At 67.5% G+C, this 13633-nt stretch carries 14 protein-coding genes, 1 tRNA gene and 1 other RNA gene; 8 read left to right on the forward strand and 8 right to left on the reverse strand.

Annotated features, from left to right (window positions below; genetic code table 11):
• Nucleotides 1-134 precede the first annotated feature (134 nt).
• Nucleotides 135-1421: a cytochrome P450 gene (locus tag F5X71_RS01535; protein ID WP_167460322.1), complete on the forward strand. Its 1287-nt coding sequence runs from the start codon at nucleotides 135-137 to the stop codon at nucleotides 1419-1421.
• Nucleotides 1422-1431: 10 nt separating this feature from the next.
• On the forward strand, nucleotides 1432-2649 hold the full coding sequence (locus F5X71_RS01540; protein ID WP_167460323.1) for a cytochrome P450 family protein: 1218 nt from the start codon (nucleotides 1432-1434) through the stop codon (nucleotides 2647-2649).
• A gap of 45 nt (nucleotides 2650-2694) precedes the next feature.
• On the opposite strand, the gene F5X71_RS01545 is transcribed toward F5X71_RS01540, so the two are convergent.
• Both F5X71_RS01545 and F5X71_RS01550 read right to left on the reverse strand, forming a co-directional pair.
• On the reverse strand, nucleotides 2695-3225 hold the full coding sequence (locus F5X71_RS01545) for an MmpS family transport accessory protein (RefSeq protein ID WP_167460324.1): 531 nt from the start codon (nucleotides 3223-3225) through the stop codon (nucleotides 2695-2697).
• A gap of 127 nt (nucleotides 3226-3352) precedes the next feature.
• The gene (locus F5X71_RS01550; RefSeq protein WP_203218253.1) at nucleotides 3353-3544 is read right to left on the reverse strand and encodes a hypothetical protein; all 192 of its coding nucleotides are present in this window, start codon (nucleotides 3542-3544) and stop codon (nucleotides 3353-3355) included.
• A gap of 158 nt (nucleotides 3545-3702) precedes the next feature.
• On the opposite strand from F5X71_RS01550, the gene F5X71_RS01555 reads away from it, so the two are divergent.
• Together F5X71_RS01555 and F5X71_RS01560 are read left to right on the forward strand one after the other, a co-directional pair.
• Nucleotides 3703-3873, forward strand: a complete 171-nt coding sequence (locus F5X71_RS01555) for a hypothetical protein (RefSeq protein WP_167460325.1) — start codon at nucleotides 3703-3705, stop codon at nucleotides 3871-3873.
• 180 nt (nucleotides 3874-4053) lie between these two features.
• The gene (locus tag F5X71_RS01560) at nucleotides 4054-4794 is read left to right on the forward strand and encodes a class I SAM-dependent methyltransferase (protein ID WP_167460326.1); all 741 of its coding nucleotides are present in this window, start codon (nucleotides 4054-4056) and stop codon (nucleotides 4792-4794) included.
• A 458-nt stretch (nucleotides 4795-5252) separates the two neighbouring features.
• Here the strand turns inward: F5X71_RS01560 and F5X71_RS01565 are convergent, their stop codons facing one another.
• The 4 genes from F5X71_RS01565 to F5X71_RS01580 all read right to left on the reverse strand — a co-directional run bounded on the left by F5X71_RS01565 (nucleotide 5253) and on the right by F5X71_RS01580 (nucleotide 8557).
• On the reverse strand, nucleotides 5253-6164 hold the full coding sequence (locus F5X71_RS01565; protein WP_167460327.1) for an acetoacetate decarboxylase family protein: 912 nt from the start codon (nucleotides 6162-6164) through the stop codon (nucleotides 5253-5255).
• 71 nt (nucleotides 6165-6235) lie between these two features.
• The gene (locus tag F5X71_RS01570; protein WP_167460328.1) at nucleotides 6236-7039 is read right to left on the reverse strand and encodes an enoyl-CoA hydratase/isomerase family protein; all 804 of its coding nucleotides are present in this window, start codon (nucleotides 7037-7039) and stop codon (nucleotides 6236-6238) included.
• A gap of 73 nt (nucleotides 7040-7112) precedes the next feature.
• On the reverse strand, nucleotides 7113-8084 hold the full coding sequence (locus tag F5X71_RS01575) for an alpha/beta hydrolase (protein WP_167460329.1): 972 nt from the start codon (nucleotides 8082-8084) through the stop codon (nucleotides 7113-7115).
• A 385-nt stretch (nucleotides 8085-8469) separates the two neighbouring features.
• Nucleotides 8470-8557 (reverse strand) — tRNA-Ser (locus F5X71_RS01580).
• A gap of 139 nt (nucleotides 8558-8696) precedes the next feature.
• Between F5X71_RS01580 and ffs the strand changes: the two genes are divergently transcribed.
• Together ffs and F5X71_RS01590 are read left to right on the forward strand one after the other, a co-directional pair.
• An RNA gene (gene ffs, locus F5X71_RS01585) (signal recognition particle sRNA small type) lies at nucleotides 8697-8791 on the forward strand.
• Between the two features lie 184 nt (nucleotides 8792-8975).
• Complete coding sequence (locus tag F5X71_RS01590) at nucleotides 8976-10265, forward strand: aminotransferase (RefSeq protein ID WP_167460330.1); 1290 nt, start codon at nucleotides 8976-8978, stop codon at nucleotides 10263-10265.
• 56 nt (nucleotides 10266-10321) lie between these two features.
• On the opposite strand, the gene F5X71_RS01595 is transcribed toward F5X71_RS01590, so the two are convergent.
• A complete protein-coding gene (locus tag F5X71_RS01595) occupies nucleotides 10322-11128 on the reverse strand; it encodes a methyltransferase domain-containing protein (RefSeq protein WP_167460331.1) in 807 nt (268 codons plus the stop codon).
• Nucleotides 11129-11367: 239 nt separating this feature from the next.
• On the opposite strand from F5X71_RS01595, the gene F5X71_RS01600 reads away from it, so the two are divergent.
• Together F5X71_RS01600 and F5X71_RS01605 are read left to right on the forward strand one after the other, a co-directional pair.
• Nucleotides 11368-11940: an HhH-GPD-type base excision DNA repair protein gene (locus tag F5X71_RS01600; protein WP_167460332.1), complete on the forward strand. Its 573-nt coding sequence runs from the start codon at nucleotides 11368-11370 to the stop codon at nucleotides 11938-11940.
• Nucleotides 11941-12048: 108 nt separating this feature from the next.
• The gene (locus tag F5X71_RS01605) at nucleotides 12049-12381 is read left to right on the forward strand and encodes a hypothetical protein (protein ID WP_167460333.1); all 333 of its coding nucleotides are present in this window, start codon (nucleotides 12049-12051) and stop codon (nucleotides 12379-12381) included.
• Nucleotides 12382-12384: 3 nt separating this feature from the next.
• Here F5X71_RS01605 and F5X71_RS01610 read toward each other — a convergent pair whose 3' ends face one another.
• The gene (locus F5X71_RS01610; protein ID WP_238815676.1) at nucleotides 12385-13575 is read right to left on the reverse strand and encodes a neutral zinc metallopeptidase; all 1191 of its coding nucleotides are present in this window, start codon (nucleotides 13573-13575) and stop codon (nucleotides 12385-12387) included.
• Nucleotides 13576-13633 lie beyond the last annotated feature (58 nt).

The raw sequence follows: 13633 nt of genomic DNA on the forward strand, positions 1-13633 counted from the left end.
CGGCTCCGCCGCACCGAGTTCCACCGCTCGATGTGCATGACCCACATATTGTCACTTATGGTCGGCTGGAACCCGATATACCTCCGATCTGTTCCGCCGCATGTGACCGAGGTGCGTGACCGGCCTTACCCCGTATGGAGCTCACTGTTTTGACGACGTCGCAGAACCCCGCAGCCAACACCACCGCCCGAACCGGCCTTTGCCCGGTGCCACACGGGTCGTCGATCGATACCGACGGGCCCCGGGTGCGGTTGCACACCGCCGAGTTCGCCGCCGATCCGCACCGGGCCTACGCCGACATGCGGGCAGGCTACGGCTCGCTGGTGCCGATCGAGGTGGCACCGGACGTCCCGGCAACGCTGGTGGTCGGATATCAGGCCGCACTGCGAATCCTCAACGACCCGGAGCACTTTCCGGCCGATCCGCGGACCTGGCAGCAGAACATTCCCGCGGACTCCCCGGTGAAGCCGATGATGGAGTGGTATCCGAACGCGCTGCGCAACAGCGGTGCGGCACATGCGCGCTATCGCCAGGCCTACACCGCGGCCATCGATGGAATCGACCTGCACGCACTGCATTCCACCGTTGAACGGATCGCGATCCCGCTGATCAACACCTTCTGCGCGGCGGGCTCCGCGGATCTGGTGACCCAGTACGCGTTTCCGCTCGTCTTCGAGGTGCTCAACCAAATGGTCGGCTGCTCGGCGGAATTGGGCCAGCGGGTAGCCACCGGCATGGCCGCGCTCTTCGACACGGTCAACGCCGCCCAGGGCATGCAGATGCTCAGCGAGGCGCTGATGGAACTGATCCAGCTGCGCCGGGCCGAACCCGGTGACGACGTCACCTCGCGTTTGGCACACCACCGCGCCGAACTCGACGATGTGGAGATGCTGTCCCAGCTGATCAGCTTCTACGGGGCGGGCATCGAACCGCAGCAGAACCTGATCACCAACACGCTGCTGCTGATGGTCACCGACGATCGCTTCGGCGGCGATGTGCTCGGCGGCAGCATGTCCACCCGGGACGCGTTGGACGAGGTGCTGTTCAACGACCCGCCGATGGCGAACTTCTGCACGTCCTACCCGCGCCAGCCGATCCTGATCGACAACAACTGGTTGCCCGCGCACCAGCCGGTGCTGATCAGCCTCGCGGGCTGCAACAACGATCCCGAGATCCGCGGCGGCGACCGCACCGGCAACCGTGCGCATCTGGCGTGGGGTGCCGGTCCGCATGCCTGCCCCGCGAAATCCGTTGCCTACCTGGTGGTCCAGGACGCCATCGATCAGTTGCTCGATGCGCTGCCCGAGCTGCGACTCGCCGTACCGGCCGCCGAGTTGACGTGGCGGCCAGGTCCTTTCCACCGTGCGCTGGCCTCGCTCCCGGTCGTCTTTCCCAAGTCCCCTCCGTTGAACATGATGTAAGGAGCCTCCGATGGCGCATGAACCGATAGTCCTCGACACCACCGGTGCCGATATCCAGGGTGAGTGCGCGCGGATTCGCGCCACCGGGCCCGTGGCGCTGGTGGCGTTACCCGGTGGCGTGCCCGCGTGGTCGGTGACCGACGCCGTCCTGCTCAAGACCCTCCTGGCCGACCCGCGCGTATCCAAAGACCCACGCCAGCACTGGTCTTCGTTCATCAACGGTGAGATCACCGAGGCATGGCCGCTGCTGCCGTGGGTGGCGGTGGACAACATGTTCACCGCCTACGGCAGCGAGCATCGGCGGCTGCGCAGGCTGGTCTCGCCCGCGTTCACCCACCGGCGCAGCACCGCCCTGCGTCCGCGCATCGAGGAGATCACCGCGCATCTGCTCGACGCGCTGGCCGCGACGCCCGCGGGCGAATCGGTGGACCTGCGTGCCCGTTTCGCCTACCCGGTGCCGATCAAGGTAATCACCGAGATGATGGGTGTGCCCGAGCATCTCGGACCCGATCTGCACCGGTGTGTAGACGGCTTCTTCGACTCCTCGTTCACCGCCGAGCAGGCGCAGGCCAACTACCTCGAAATGTACGGCCTGGTCAGCGAATTGGTCGCGTTCCGGCGGGCGCAGCCGGGTGACGACGTCACCAGCGTGCTGATCGCCACCCGCGACGAGGACGGTTCGCAGCTCGTCGAGAAGGAGCTCGTCGACACCCTGATGCTGGTGATCAACGCCGGGCACGAGACAACGGTGAACCTGCTCGACCAAGCGATATTCGCGTTGCTGACCCACCCCGACCAGCGCGCCGACGTGCTCGCGGGCCGGGTGCCCTGGTCGGACCTGGTCGAGGAGACATTGCGGTACGAGGCGCCGGTGGCGCACTTGCCGCTGCGCTACGCGGTCGAGGACATCGACCTCGGCGATATCCGTATTCCCAAGGGGGAGGCCATTCTCGCCTCCTACGCGGGCGCTGGTCGCGACCCGAAGGTGCACGGCGCGAGCGCCGACACGTTCGACGTGCACCGGACAAACAAGGAGCACGTGTCCTTCGGGCACGGCGCCCACCACTGCATCGGTGCGCCGCTGGCGCGGCTCGAGGCGACGATCGCCTTGCCCGCACTGTTCGAGCGGTTCCCGAAGCTCAGGTTCGCCGTCGACCCGGCCGAGCTCGCGCCGATGGGCAGTTTTATCTCCAACGGGCACCGCACGCTGCCGGTGTACCTGACGTAGGCGCGGGGCCGTGCCGCCCCCGCGTGGGCGGTCCGGCAACGCGTTTCAGTCGAGCGTGCAGATGGCGTTGGCCTGCGGCCCCTGCGCCGATCGCTCGGTGCGCACGCTGCCGTCGACGGTGATGCGGCAGGTCAGGTCGGCGTCGTCGTCGCCTTGCGCCGTGAGTGTCAGCAGGACGTCCTTCTGCGACGTCACGACCTCTTTGGACCAGGGTGAGGGGGCTTTGATCTCGGTATGCGGGCCCGCGTCGTCGATGTAGTGCAGCCGCGGCACCATCCCGGTCGACGAGAGGACCTCGTAGCGCACCATTTTCGGGGTGGCGCGGTGTTCGGTCCTCGGGCCGGCCGGTGGCGGCGTCGGTCGACCGGCTTGCGGTGGTGTCGGTCGACGCGTCTGCGGTGGTGTCGGTCGATGGGTTCGCGGTGTCGTCGGTGCTGGGGTGGCGGTGCCGCTCGTGTTCTTGTCGGCCACCACCGCGGCCGCGACCACACCACCGCCCGCCACCAGTGTCACCACCACGAGCAGCACCCACAGCCAGGTCGGTAGTCGCGGCGGCCGGTACTGCGGGTTGGTCATGGTGCGCCCATCGTTTGCACTGCTGCCGCCGCGCCGAGGTCGGGAGAACGGTTCCGAGTCGGCCGGCGGCGGGTCTGCCGCGCAGGACAGTACTGCGCGGCGCGGCACCCCGCATCCGCCGGCACGGCTACGGCGACGGTCGCGGCGGCACCAGCAGCGCGGTGAGTAAAGCGGCCGAAAGACTTTCGGCGTTGGCGCGCTCATCGAACCAGGATCGGGTGGTGATCGTCATGGCGTGCGGCGCGGGTGCGCCGAGGCAGTGCGGTGCGAGCGCGGCGAAGAAGTCGTCGGGGTCGACCAGGGCTTCCGGGGTGTGCACGCCGGGGGGCGGCGGGCAGCGTGGTCCGTTGTCGGTGCTTCCGATCGACGGCGCGCTACGTGTTCCAGGTATGCGGGAAATCCGCGTGGGTGGCCAATGTTAGTGCGGCATCGACCGTCACGCTGTCGCGCGGTCGGTGCTCGTCGACCGTGCGGCTGGTGGAATTGCCTGTGCGGCAATGTCGCATGCTGCTGCGCGAGCACATCGCGAACGGTCCGGAACGGCTGGACGGATGGCTCGTGAAGACCGGGCTCGTCACCGAGGCGACCCCGGAGGCATTGGCCGATGCGGCCGAGCGGATCGCGGTGTTCCGTGTCGAGCCCGTGTGACGCTTATCGAATGACACATTAGGCGCCTGCTTGTCGCTCGTGGTAACCCGGTAAATCAGCTGGTAGCGTTTCATCAGCTGCTCCGGCAATAGCGAATAGTTCGCGTTGGATCATTCCCGGAAATATCGAATCAGGCGGCTGCGCGCACGCGTTGACAGTTCTTACTCATTCGGAGGCGGCATGGACTGGGAGCGGTGGCAGGAGAGCTGGGATCGACAGCAGGAGTTCTATATGCCCGACCGCGAGGAGCGGTTCCGGGTGATGATCGACATGGTCGAGGCCGTGGCCGGCCCGGCACCGCGGGTGCTCGACCTGGCCTGCGGCCCGGCGACCATCAGCAGGCGGCTGTTCGACCGGCTGCCGGACGCGACCTCGGTCGGCATCGATCGGGATCCGGCCCTGCTCGCCATCGCCAGCGGCAGCTTCGCGAACGACCCGCGAATGACCTTCGTGACCGCCGACATCAAGACGCCGGACTGGATGTCTCAGCTCTGCGACGAACCGTTCGACGCGATCGTCACCGCGACCGCGCTGCACTGGCTGAAAGCCGAACCGCTGGTCCGGCTCTACGGTGACCTCGGCAAACTGCTCCGCCCCGGCGGCATCTTCCTCAACGCCGACCACATGCCCGACTCGGGCACCCCGCTGCTCAACGCCCTCGACGAGGTGATCCAGCGATCCCACCGCGCGCGAGTGACCCAGGCGGGCACCCTGGACTGGGACAACTGGTGGCTCGCCGCGGCAGCCGACCCACACCTGGCCCCCGCCGTCGCCGCCAGCCGCGAAATCCTCAACGCCCACGTCACCGGCGAGGTCCACCCCGCCGACTGGCATCTCACCGAACTACGCGAAGCAGGCTTCCTCGAAGCCGCCGTCATCTGGCGCTCCGTAACCGACGCCCTCACAGCCGCCATCCGCTGAAGTGTGTCGACGCGAAAGCCGTATGGGTGCCTCAGGTTTCGGTGCGCCGTCGGGATAGTAGGGCGCGGACTATGCGGAGGTGCGCGGCGGAGCGGGGGGTGTCTGGTGTCTGGGGTCTGGTGCGGGGGCGGGTCGGCCATGGTCTGCCGGGTTCGCCCAGTACGTCGCGTTCGTAGACCAGGTACCAGTGTTCGTGGTCAGGCATTGCTGTCTCCTCGATGGCCGGACGCGGATCGCGTTCTTGGCGTCCCGGATTCGAGGGTCGGCCGACACCCGCCGACGCGGCAACGTGCGGTGCCGGTTTTGCACGTGCAGCGTGCCGTGCGCGTAGGCGACGTTAGGTATGGCTGCGTGATCTCGCCGGTTCAGCCCTGGTCGACCGTCATCACCTCTGGCAGCCATTGCCCCCGCCCAGCCGAAAACGGCTGGGCGGGGGCATTTGTCGGCCGGGATGTTGTTCAGTGCGACTTCGACAGGGTCGGGAGGGAGGTGGGGAGGGGCATGTACAGGGTGAGTTGGCCTTCGCGGATCACGCTGGCCGAGATGATCTGCTGGGCGTGCACGGATCGCAGATCGTCGCTCATTCGCCCGGATCCCAGGGTCAATTCGATCTCGCGGGGTAACGCGACGCTGCCCGCGGACAGGATGTTGGTCTGGTTCCTGTTCTCGCCCCAGACTCCGTCGAGCTGGGTGAGGGAGGTCCAGGTGGTCATGTTGGTGCCGGAGGGGTAGTCCTCGATCGGAGGGAGGGGCAGATCGATGGCGAGGTCGGTGCCGCCGTCGTCGTTGCCGATGCGTGCGGTGACGCGCCGGTCGATGTCCAGGTCGACGTCGGTCAGCCACTTCGGCAGTCCGTAGTTGTATACGCCACGCACACGCGCGATCTCGGAGGTCACCGGTAGGGAGAGGACGTACGAGTACGCGGTGCCGTTCGCCAGCGCGGCGGCCGCGTCGATCTCCGGCGACCCGCCGTGCCGCGGGGGCCGGACGGGGATCGTCACGGCGGCCTCGCGGTAGGGGTCGATATCGCTCACCCGGTAGTTGTAGACGGCGATCGCCACCATGCCGATGCCGGGCATGAGCGCAAGGGGCTCTAGCGGTTCGGGCAACCGGTCGTGCAGCGCGTCCAAGGGCGCGAGCATCGTCAGCTGCAGAATCGATGCGCTGTAGTAATAGGTGGGATTCGCCGTCTCGCCGAGCGGCGAGTCCATCACGCGCTTGCGCAGCGATCGGAAGTAGTCGACGCTGCGGACCTGTGGATCGCGAGCGACCTCGTCGAGGTCGGCCCGCATACGGTAACGATCGAAGTAGCCGCCCTTGGGAACCTCGACGGCGTGGGTGCCCAGTTTCACTTCGACGAACTCGGTCATGATCGCACCTCCAAAGCTATGTGGATTTCGTTGTCGGTTGCTTTCTTTCGGTTGCCATTCAGGTGCACGGGTCAGCTCCCCATACCGTCGAACTCGTAGGGGCCCCGGGTATTCACCCCCTTGGCCAGCGCTTCGCGCGCGATCTCCGCGGCGATTTCCGGTGACTCGCGCAGCTTCTTGAAGTCCTCGCCGGCCCGCAGGAAATCCTCGAGCGGGGGCAGATAGCGTCGATCCACGCTCGCTTTCGTCACCTCTACCGCGGTCGCGTCGAACCCGGCGATGCGGGCGGCCAGCGTATCGACGAATTCGTCCAGTTCGGAGTCGGGAATGGCGCGGTTGACCACGCCGTAGCGTTCGGCGGTCACGGCGTCGATATCGCGTCCGCTGAGGACCATCTCCAATGCCCGCGCCCGTCCGATCAACGCCGGTAGCATCTGCGTGCCCGCGCCGCCGGGCGGCAGGCGGAACTTGATCTCGGGCTGCCCCAGCAGCGCGGTCTCGGTGGACGCGAAACGCATGTCGCACAGCAGGGCCAGTTCATGTCCGCCCCCGCGGGCGCGGCCGCGGATCTTGGCGATGCTGACCAGTCGTGGCGACCGCAATGCCGCACGGGTCCGGGCGTATGCGCGCATCGCCACGTCGTTCTGCTCCAGGCTGAGCGTGGCATCGAGGTGCGCGACGAAGAACTCCGGATCGGCCGATTCCAAGACGACGACCCGGGTCTCGGGATCGGCTTCGAGACGCTCCAAGGCGTCGGCCAATTCGGTGTGCACGCGATCGTCGAGCACGTTCACCGGCGGGTTGTCGATGCGCAATGTGACCCAACGGCCGGGATGTTCGACGGTCAGCACGGTTGGCGCGTGGCTGGTGGTCATTACACTCCCTTCGGTCAGCGACCGGCTGGGTCGCTGTCGGCTTCGGGGTTGCTGCTCAATCGTTCGTCCGGCATCAGTTGCCGCCGGACCGATCTGCCGTCATCGGCAGTCCTGCGTTGTCCGGTCGGGCGAAACCATTTGTGCCGACCGGATGTTCGGGTGCGTGTGCGAGATGTTCGGTGAACCAATCGACGGCTGCTTGCCGAGCCGGCTCGCTGGCATACAGGTCCCAGTGGGTCCCGGGCAGCAGGACGAGCCGCTTGGGTTCCAGCGCCCGCTCGTAGGCGGCGAGTTGGAGATCGGTGTAGGTGGTGGTGTCGTCGGTCGCGACGATCATCAGCAATGGTGTCGGTGCGATGCGGCTGATGTAGTAGCCCGGCTCGTTGTTGCCGTCCGCTTCCAGGGAGCGCAGGGTGACCTGATTGAGCCAGTTCGGCGCCGGGTCGCGGGTGTAGGTGGCGATGGAGTCGGGGTCCTGCCACGCGGCGGGCTGCTCGGCATGGGCCACGGCGATCACGGCGGGGTCGGCCCCGTGGAAACGGGCCCGCCGGTCGCGCAGAAAAGCGGCGCGGAAGGCGGCGAGCTGCTCGCCACCCCTGCGGCGCAGAATTTCCGAGCCGCTGATCGTCGGGACCTGAGCTACTACGCAGCGCACGCGGGAATCGATGGCGCCGAGCATGAGCACATGCCCGCCGCCGAGGCTCCAGCCCCAGGCGCCGATCCGGTCGGGGTCAACCTCGGGTCGGTCCTCGAGAAACGAGATCGCGGTCTGTGTATCGGCGAGCTGCTGCGGGGGATTGATGTCCTGCCGGGGTCTCCCGTCGCTGCCGCCCCAACCGCGGTGGTCGTGCACCAGCACCACGAACCCGGCGTCGCTGACCCGTCTGGCCAGCGCATCCACCGCATCGCTGCGGACACCGGCGAATCCGTTCACCAGCGCGATAGCCGGCCACGGCCCTGCCGCCGCAGCGGCCGGCGCATACAGCCAAGCCCGCAATACGGTGCCGTCGTCGGCAGCGAATTCGACGTCTATACGGTTAGCCATGATTCACACCTCTCACTTTGTCGAAGGCAGCCGAAACGACCTGACTTGCGAGATGCCGATCACCTGATCTTAAGATGGCAACTAATTAGTTAACGTCCATATTCCCAATCCATTGCCCGGCAAGTAGGAATTCAGCGCGTGGACAGCACTGGCGCACCGCCTCGGTATTCGTGATGGGAACACCATGACTTCATCCAAGGCGCGGCTGGCGGCGGGCGCGAGGAGAGCGCGAGCTGTGGCGTCCGCAACTGTTTGGCAGCGGGGGATGTCTCGCGATGTGTGGGGTGCGCTGAAGCGAGCCTCGGGTGCACCGGTCGTGCCGAGCGCAAGGGCGTGGCAATGCGAAGCGCCCCTGATCGGCAGTCGCGTGATCAGGGGCGCTTCGTGGCGGAGGATAGGGGATTTGAACCCCTGAGGGCGTTAACCCAACCCGCGTTCCAGGCGAGCGCCATAGGCCACTAGGCGAATCCTCCGTGGAGCAGCATACCGGTAGGGGGAGGGCGGACGCCAAATGGGGGCGGCGGACGGGGTGAAGGTCCTGCTCGTTCTGGTTTTCGGCCAGGTTCGAGGACCCGGGGGTTCGGGTGCGGCGCGGGAGCGGCTACACTGGCCGACGGATCCCGCGCGGCGCGCATCCTGTGAACTCCCCCAGGGCCGGAAGGCAGCAAGGGTCAATGGGCTCTGCCGGGTGCGCGGGGTCCCCCTTATATTTCGGGGGCTGCGCACGGACCTGGTCCGGCTGACGGATAACGCCTCCAATTCCGAGCAACACCCGGGTAACGTGAAGGCGGTTCGTCCGCACACGATGCGCTGGACGGATCGAATGCCCGGCCGTCGCACATCGTCCGGCCGAGACCCCACGTCCCCGCAAGCTTCGAAAGGCTGCCCAGGATGCCCCGGCAAACGCAAATCGGTTTGATGAGCCACGAGGAACTCGTGTCCGAGCACGAGACTCAGAACGCGAACTACGCGACGCTCAAGACCGAGAAGCTCACGCTGGACCTGACACGAGGAAAACCCTCTCCGGAACAACTCGACCTGTCCGCTGACCTGCTCACGCTGCCCGGTGCGGGCGACTATCGGGACGGCTCGGGTACCGACTGTCGCAATTATGGCGGTCTGCAAGGACTTCCGGAGCTGCGCGCGATCTTCGGTGAGCTGCTCGGGATTCCGGTGGACAACCTGATCGCGGGCAACAACGCCAGCCTCGAGCTGATGCACGACGTGCTGGCCTTCGCGATGCTGCACGGCGCCAACGACTCCGAGCGCCGGTGGGCGTCGGAGGAGAAGCTGAAGTTCCTGTGCCCGAGCCCCGGCTACGACCGGCACTTCTCGATCACCGAGACGCTCGGCTTCGAGATGATCCCGCTGGCCATCGGTCCCGACGGCCCGGACACGCACGCCATCGCCGAACTGGTGGCGAACGATCCGCAGATCAAGGGCATGTGGGTGGTGCCGAACTACGCCAACCCGAGCGGCATCAACTACTCCGAAGATGTTGTCCGGGAACTGGTTTCGATGCCGACCGCGGCGCCGGACTTCCGGCTGATCTGGGACAACGCCTACGCGGTGCACCCGCTGACCGATACCGCGGCCCCGGTGATCGACGTGCTCGGTCTCGCGGCCGCGGCCGGAAACCCCAACCGGCCCTTGGTGTTCGCGTCCACTTCGAAGATCACCTTCGCCGGCGGCGGGGTCAGCTTCCTCGGCGCCTCGACGGCGAACCTGGACTGGTATCTGAAGCACCTGTCGAAGAAGACGATCGGCCCGGACAAGATCAACCAGCTGCGCCACGTGCGCTTCTTCCGGAACGCGGACGGCGTGCGCGCGCACATGCAGCGGCATCGCGCGATCCTGGAGCCGAAATTCGCGCTGGTGCTGCGGATTCTGGAGGACCGGCTGGGCGCGTCGAAGATCGCGTCCTGGACCGAGCCGAAGGGCGGCTACTTCATCAGTCTCGATGTGCTGGAGGGCACCGCGAGCCGGGTGATCGCGCTGGCGAAGGACGCGGGCATCGCGCTCACCGCCGCCGGCTCGGCCTTCCCGCTGCGGAATGATCCGGAGGACAAGAACATTCGGATCGCGCCCAGCTTCCCGAAGCTGCCGGAACTGGAAAAGGCGATGGACGGCCTTGCCACCTGCGTCCTGCTCGCGGCAACCGAGAAGCTGCTCGGTAAGTAGCGGACGAACCAGCGGGGCGCGTACCGGGGTACGCGCCCCGCTGTGCTGTCGGGCGGCTACTCGGGCTTGTGCGCGAGCACCGCGAACATGGTCACCGAGAGGTGGATGTCGCCGCTGGCCGCGCCCTCCGCCAGATCGTCGAGCAGCCGGTCGCGCTGCTCGTCGGTGATCACGCCGCGGGCCACCGCCATCGCCGAGATGCGGTTGACCAGCGAGCCCGCGCCGACCGTGCGGTCCTGCACCAGCGCGTGCGAGCCGATATCCTCGATCACCAGGCCCGCCTTGGTCAGCTGGCCGGGCAGCCTGCGGCCGGAGAACGGGTTGGTGGTCGCGGAGATCAGCGTGTCGATCACCTCGCGCACCACCGACCGCTCGCCCGGATGCACGATCGCCGTGCCCCAGTCGCTGTCCACCACCACGACCCGGCCGCCTGGTCGCAGCACGCGCGCGATCTCGTTGGCGGCGCGGGCGGGCGCGGTCAGATGCTGGAAGACGCGCTCGCACAGCGCGGCATCGAAGCTGTCCGCGCCGAACGGCAGGCCGTAGGCATCGCCGGAATGGAACTTGGCGGGCGAACCGGTCTGGGCGGCCCGGCGTTCGGCGGCGGCGAGCAGGCTCGGATCGGGCTCGACGCCCACCGCGGCACCTTCGGCGCCGACCACCTCCGCGAAGGCCAGCACCTCCGAGCCGGTCCCCGAGCCGATATCGACCGCGTGCTCGCCGGGGCGCAGCGCGAGCGCGTCGTGGGCCCAGGTCCGCAGCCTGCGGATGCCGGGAAGTGCGGCTTGCAGATCGCGTACGTCTACGAGCTGGTCCTGGCCTGCTCGGTCGAACCGATCCGGGCGCAACGTGTAGGTGTCCATGCTCCCGTTTCCATCTCTGACTGACCCCGTCGTGTGGGGCGCCGATATTGGTACTGCCGTCGTCTGAGGCATGCGCTGGAGCCTACGCGCGACCGTATTGCCCCGCACCGCGCCCCTGTGACCTGACTCACTGCAGGTGCGGGTGCGCGCGTGATCAATAGTGCGCGCCCGAGCCGTCGGCACTAATGAGATGATCGAGGCCGTCCGAGCAGTTTCGGTAGCGGTGGGAAGGAACGGCGATGAGTCGCAAGCTTTGCCTGGCACAGGATGTCGAGGCCGACGAGCTATTGACCGAGGACCACTTCGCCACCCTGCTCGGCATGCTGCTCGACCAGCAATACCCGATGGAGCACGCGTTCCGTGGTCCGAAGAAGATCGCCGACCGGATGGGCGGGTTCGACATCCATCGCATCGCCGAGGCCGATCAGCAGGAGTTCGAAGAACTCTGCGCGACCCCGCCCGCGATCCACCGGTACGGCCGCTCGATGGCGCGCCGCGCGCAGGACCTCGCCCGCTACATCATCGAGAACTACGACGGCAAAACCGAGAACCTGTGGAAGCGGGACAAGCCGGACGGCAAGGAGGTGCTGCGCCGGCTGCGGGACCTGCCCGGTTTCGGGGAGCAGAAGGCCAAGATCTTCCTTTCCCTGCTCGGCAAGCAGCGCGGGGTGCAGCCGGCCGGTTGGCGCGAAGCCGCGGGTGCTTACGGTGACGAAGGGTCGCGCCGTTCGGTCGCCGACGTCACCGACGCCGAATCCCTCGCGCAGGTACGGGAGTTCAAGAAGCAGGCCAAGGCCGCCGCGAAGAAATAGGCACCGCCGCGCACCCAATCCGAGCCAGTGGCGGGGAACTGGCAGCGGACGGGCATTGCCGGGGACAACGGTCTACCGGGATTGTTCTGGGCGGAAAGGAGAGGTGCGATGAGGCGACGACCGGCGGCGATCGGATATCTGCGCCGTGATGTATCCGGTGCGAGGCAGCAGTGGGACGAGGTGCTGATCCGGAGCCTGGCCCAGCGTTTCGGGTACAACTTGACGAAGACCGTGGTGTTCGGTGCGGAGACCGAGGACGTGGTGCGCAGACTGGCCACCATGGCGCGGGGCCTGGGCATCGACGCCGTGATCATCCCCAGCACAGCGCATTTCGAGGGCGACATCCCCGATCGACTGGTGCAGGTGTGCGACGTGATCACCGTGGCGCCGGAGTACACCTACGCCCGCGCGTTGCAGCCGCCCTTCGCCGACGGCGCCTGAGCCTCAGCTCACCGAGCCGGACGGCGCGGTGAACGTATTGCATTGGGCGGCACGGTTTTTGTCGAGGCCGATCTCGAACCATTGGCCGCCGTTCTCGGCGGTGCCGTGGTCGCGCATGTCGCCGGCCTGGTCGCCGCGACCGTAGGCGTCCTTGCGGGCGATGTTCAGCTGGGAATTGGTCAGCGAACCGCCGCCGGACGAGGACGCGATGTACATGCCGTCGAAGCAGTTGGCCTGCAACTCGACTCGGCGCGACAGCTCGAGACCGCGGGTGCTGCGCGGGCCCGCGTCGGCGCGCTCGCTGTTGGCTTTGCGCAGGATGCCGGACATGGCCTGGACGTGGTGGCCGTATTCGTGCGCGAAGACCGACAGGTAGACCACCCAGTTGTCCTTGAAGAAATCGGTCTGCAACTGGCTGATCGGCATGTAGATGGTCTTGTTCGCCGGGCAATAGAACGCAGCGAAATTACTGGTGGTGCCGGTGCACGGGGTGGTGATCCCGGTGGTGGTGGCGCTGACGTTCAGCGCGGGCGGCCGGAACGGCAGATTCGCCTTCTCCAGCACCGGTTTCCACGCAGCGGCCAGGCACGATGCGGCGCTCTCGAAGAACTTGCGCGCCGCGTCCACCTGCGTACCCCACGGCGAATAGGGGCAGCGGGCGGGGATCAGCGTCGCGGTCGGGTCGGCGAGCAGCGGGTTCGCGCCGGTCTCGGCGGGACCGGTCGAACCGTCGGGCGCGAAGGTGAGGCTCGGGGTGACCGTCGACGGGCTGCTGTCGTTGCGACCCACCGAGATCGCGTTGCGCACCAGGCCACCCACCACCAGGAACACCACGACGACAAGCAGCGCGACCCACGCGCCGCTGCCACCGGAACGGCGGCGCGGCGGGTACGGGGGACGACCGGGCGGGCCGTAGGGCATCGGCGGCGGCGCGGGGGTGCGATAGCCGGGTGGCGGCGCGTAGCCGGGCGGCGCCGAATAGCCCGGTGGCGGACCGTATCCCGGTGGGACCTGGCCGGGCGGTGCGCCGTAGCCGGGCGGGGGGCCATAGCCAGGGGGCGGACCGTAGCCGGGGGGTGGGCGGTGACCGGGCGGCGGCTGACCATGCCCCGGCGGTGGACCGTAGCCGGGCGGGGGCGGTACCGGTCGCCCACCAGGCGGAACCGGCCCGTATCCGTACGGTGGTTGTGTCACGCCCCCGTACCCCCTCGTCTCAGTGATCGCCGACAGCCGATGACGCAGAATAGCAAGC

It is taken from the genome of Nocardia brasiliensis (assembly GCF_011801125.1).
Lineage (GTDB): Bacteria > Actinomycetota > Actinomycetes > Mycobacteriales > Mycobacteriaceae > Nocardia > Nocardia brasiliensis_C.

Coding starts and splice junctions, on each gene's coding strand:
- F5X71_RS01545 (WP_167460324.1), bottom strand. CDS start 3,225: ATGACCAACCCGCAGTACCGGCCGCCGCGACTACCGACCTGGCTGTGG.
- F5X71_RS01600 (WP_167460332.1), top strand. CDS start 11,368: ATGAGTCGCAAGCTTTGCCTGGCACAGGATGTCGAGGCCGACGAGCTA.
- F5X71_RS01560 (WP_167460326.1), top strand. CDS start 4,054: ATGGACTGGGAGCGGTGGCAGGAGAGCTGGGATCGACAGCAGGAGTTC.
- F5X71_RS01575 (WP_167460329.1), bottom strand. CDS start 8,084: ATGGCTAACCGTATAGACGTCGAATTCGCTGCCGACGACGGCACCGTA.
- F5X71_RS01570 (WP_167460328.1), bottom strand. CDS start 7,039: ATGACCACCAGCCACGCGCCAACCGTGCTGACCGTCGAACATCCCGGC.
- F5X71_RS01590 (WP_167460330.1), top strand. CDS start 8,976: ATGCCCCGGCAAACGCAAATCGGTTTGATGAGCCACGAGGAACTCGTG.
- F5X71_RS01540 (WP_167460323.1), top strand. CDS start 1,432: ATGGCGCATGAACCGATAGTCCTCGACACCACCGGTGCCGATATCCAG.
- F5X71_RS01595 (WP_167460331.1), bottom strand. CDS start 11,128: ATGGACACCTACACGTTGCGCCCGGATCGGTTCGACCGAGCAGGCCAG.
- F5X71_RS01535 (WP_167460322.1), top strand. CDS start 135: ATGGAGCTCACTGTTTTGACGACGTCGCAGAACCCCGCAGCCAACACC.
- F5X71_RS01605 (WP_167460333.1), top strand. CDS start 12,049: ATGAGGCGACGACCGGCGGCGATCGGATATCTGCGCCGTGATGTATCC.
- F5X71_RS01565 (WP_167460327.1), bottom strand. CDS start 6,164: ATGACCGAGTTCGTCGAAGTGAAACTGGGCACCCACGCCGTCGAGGTT.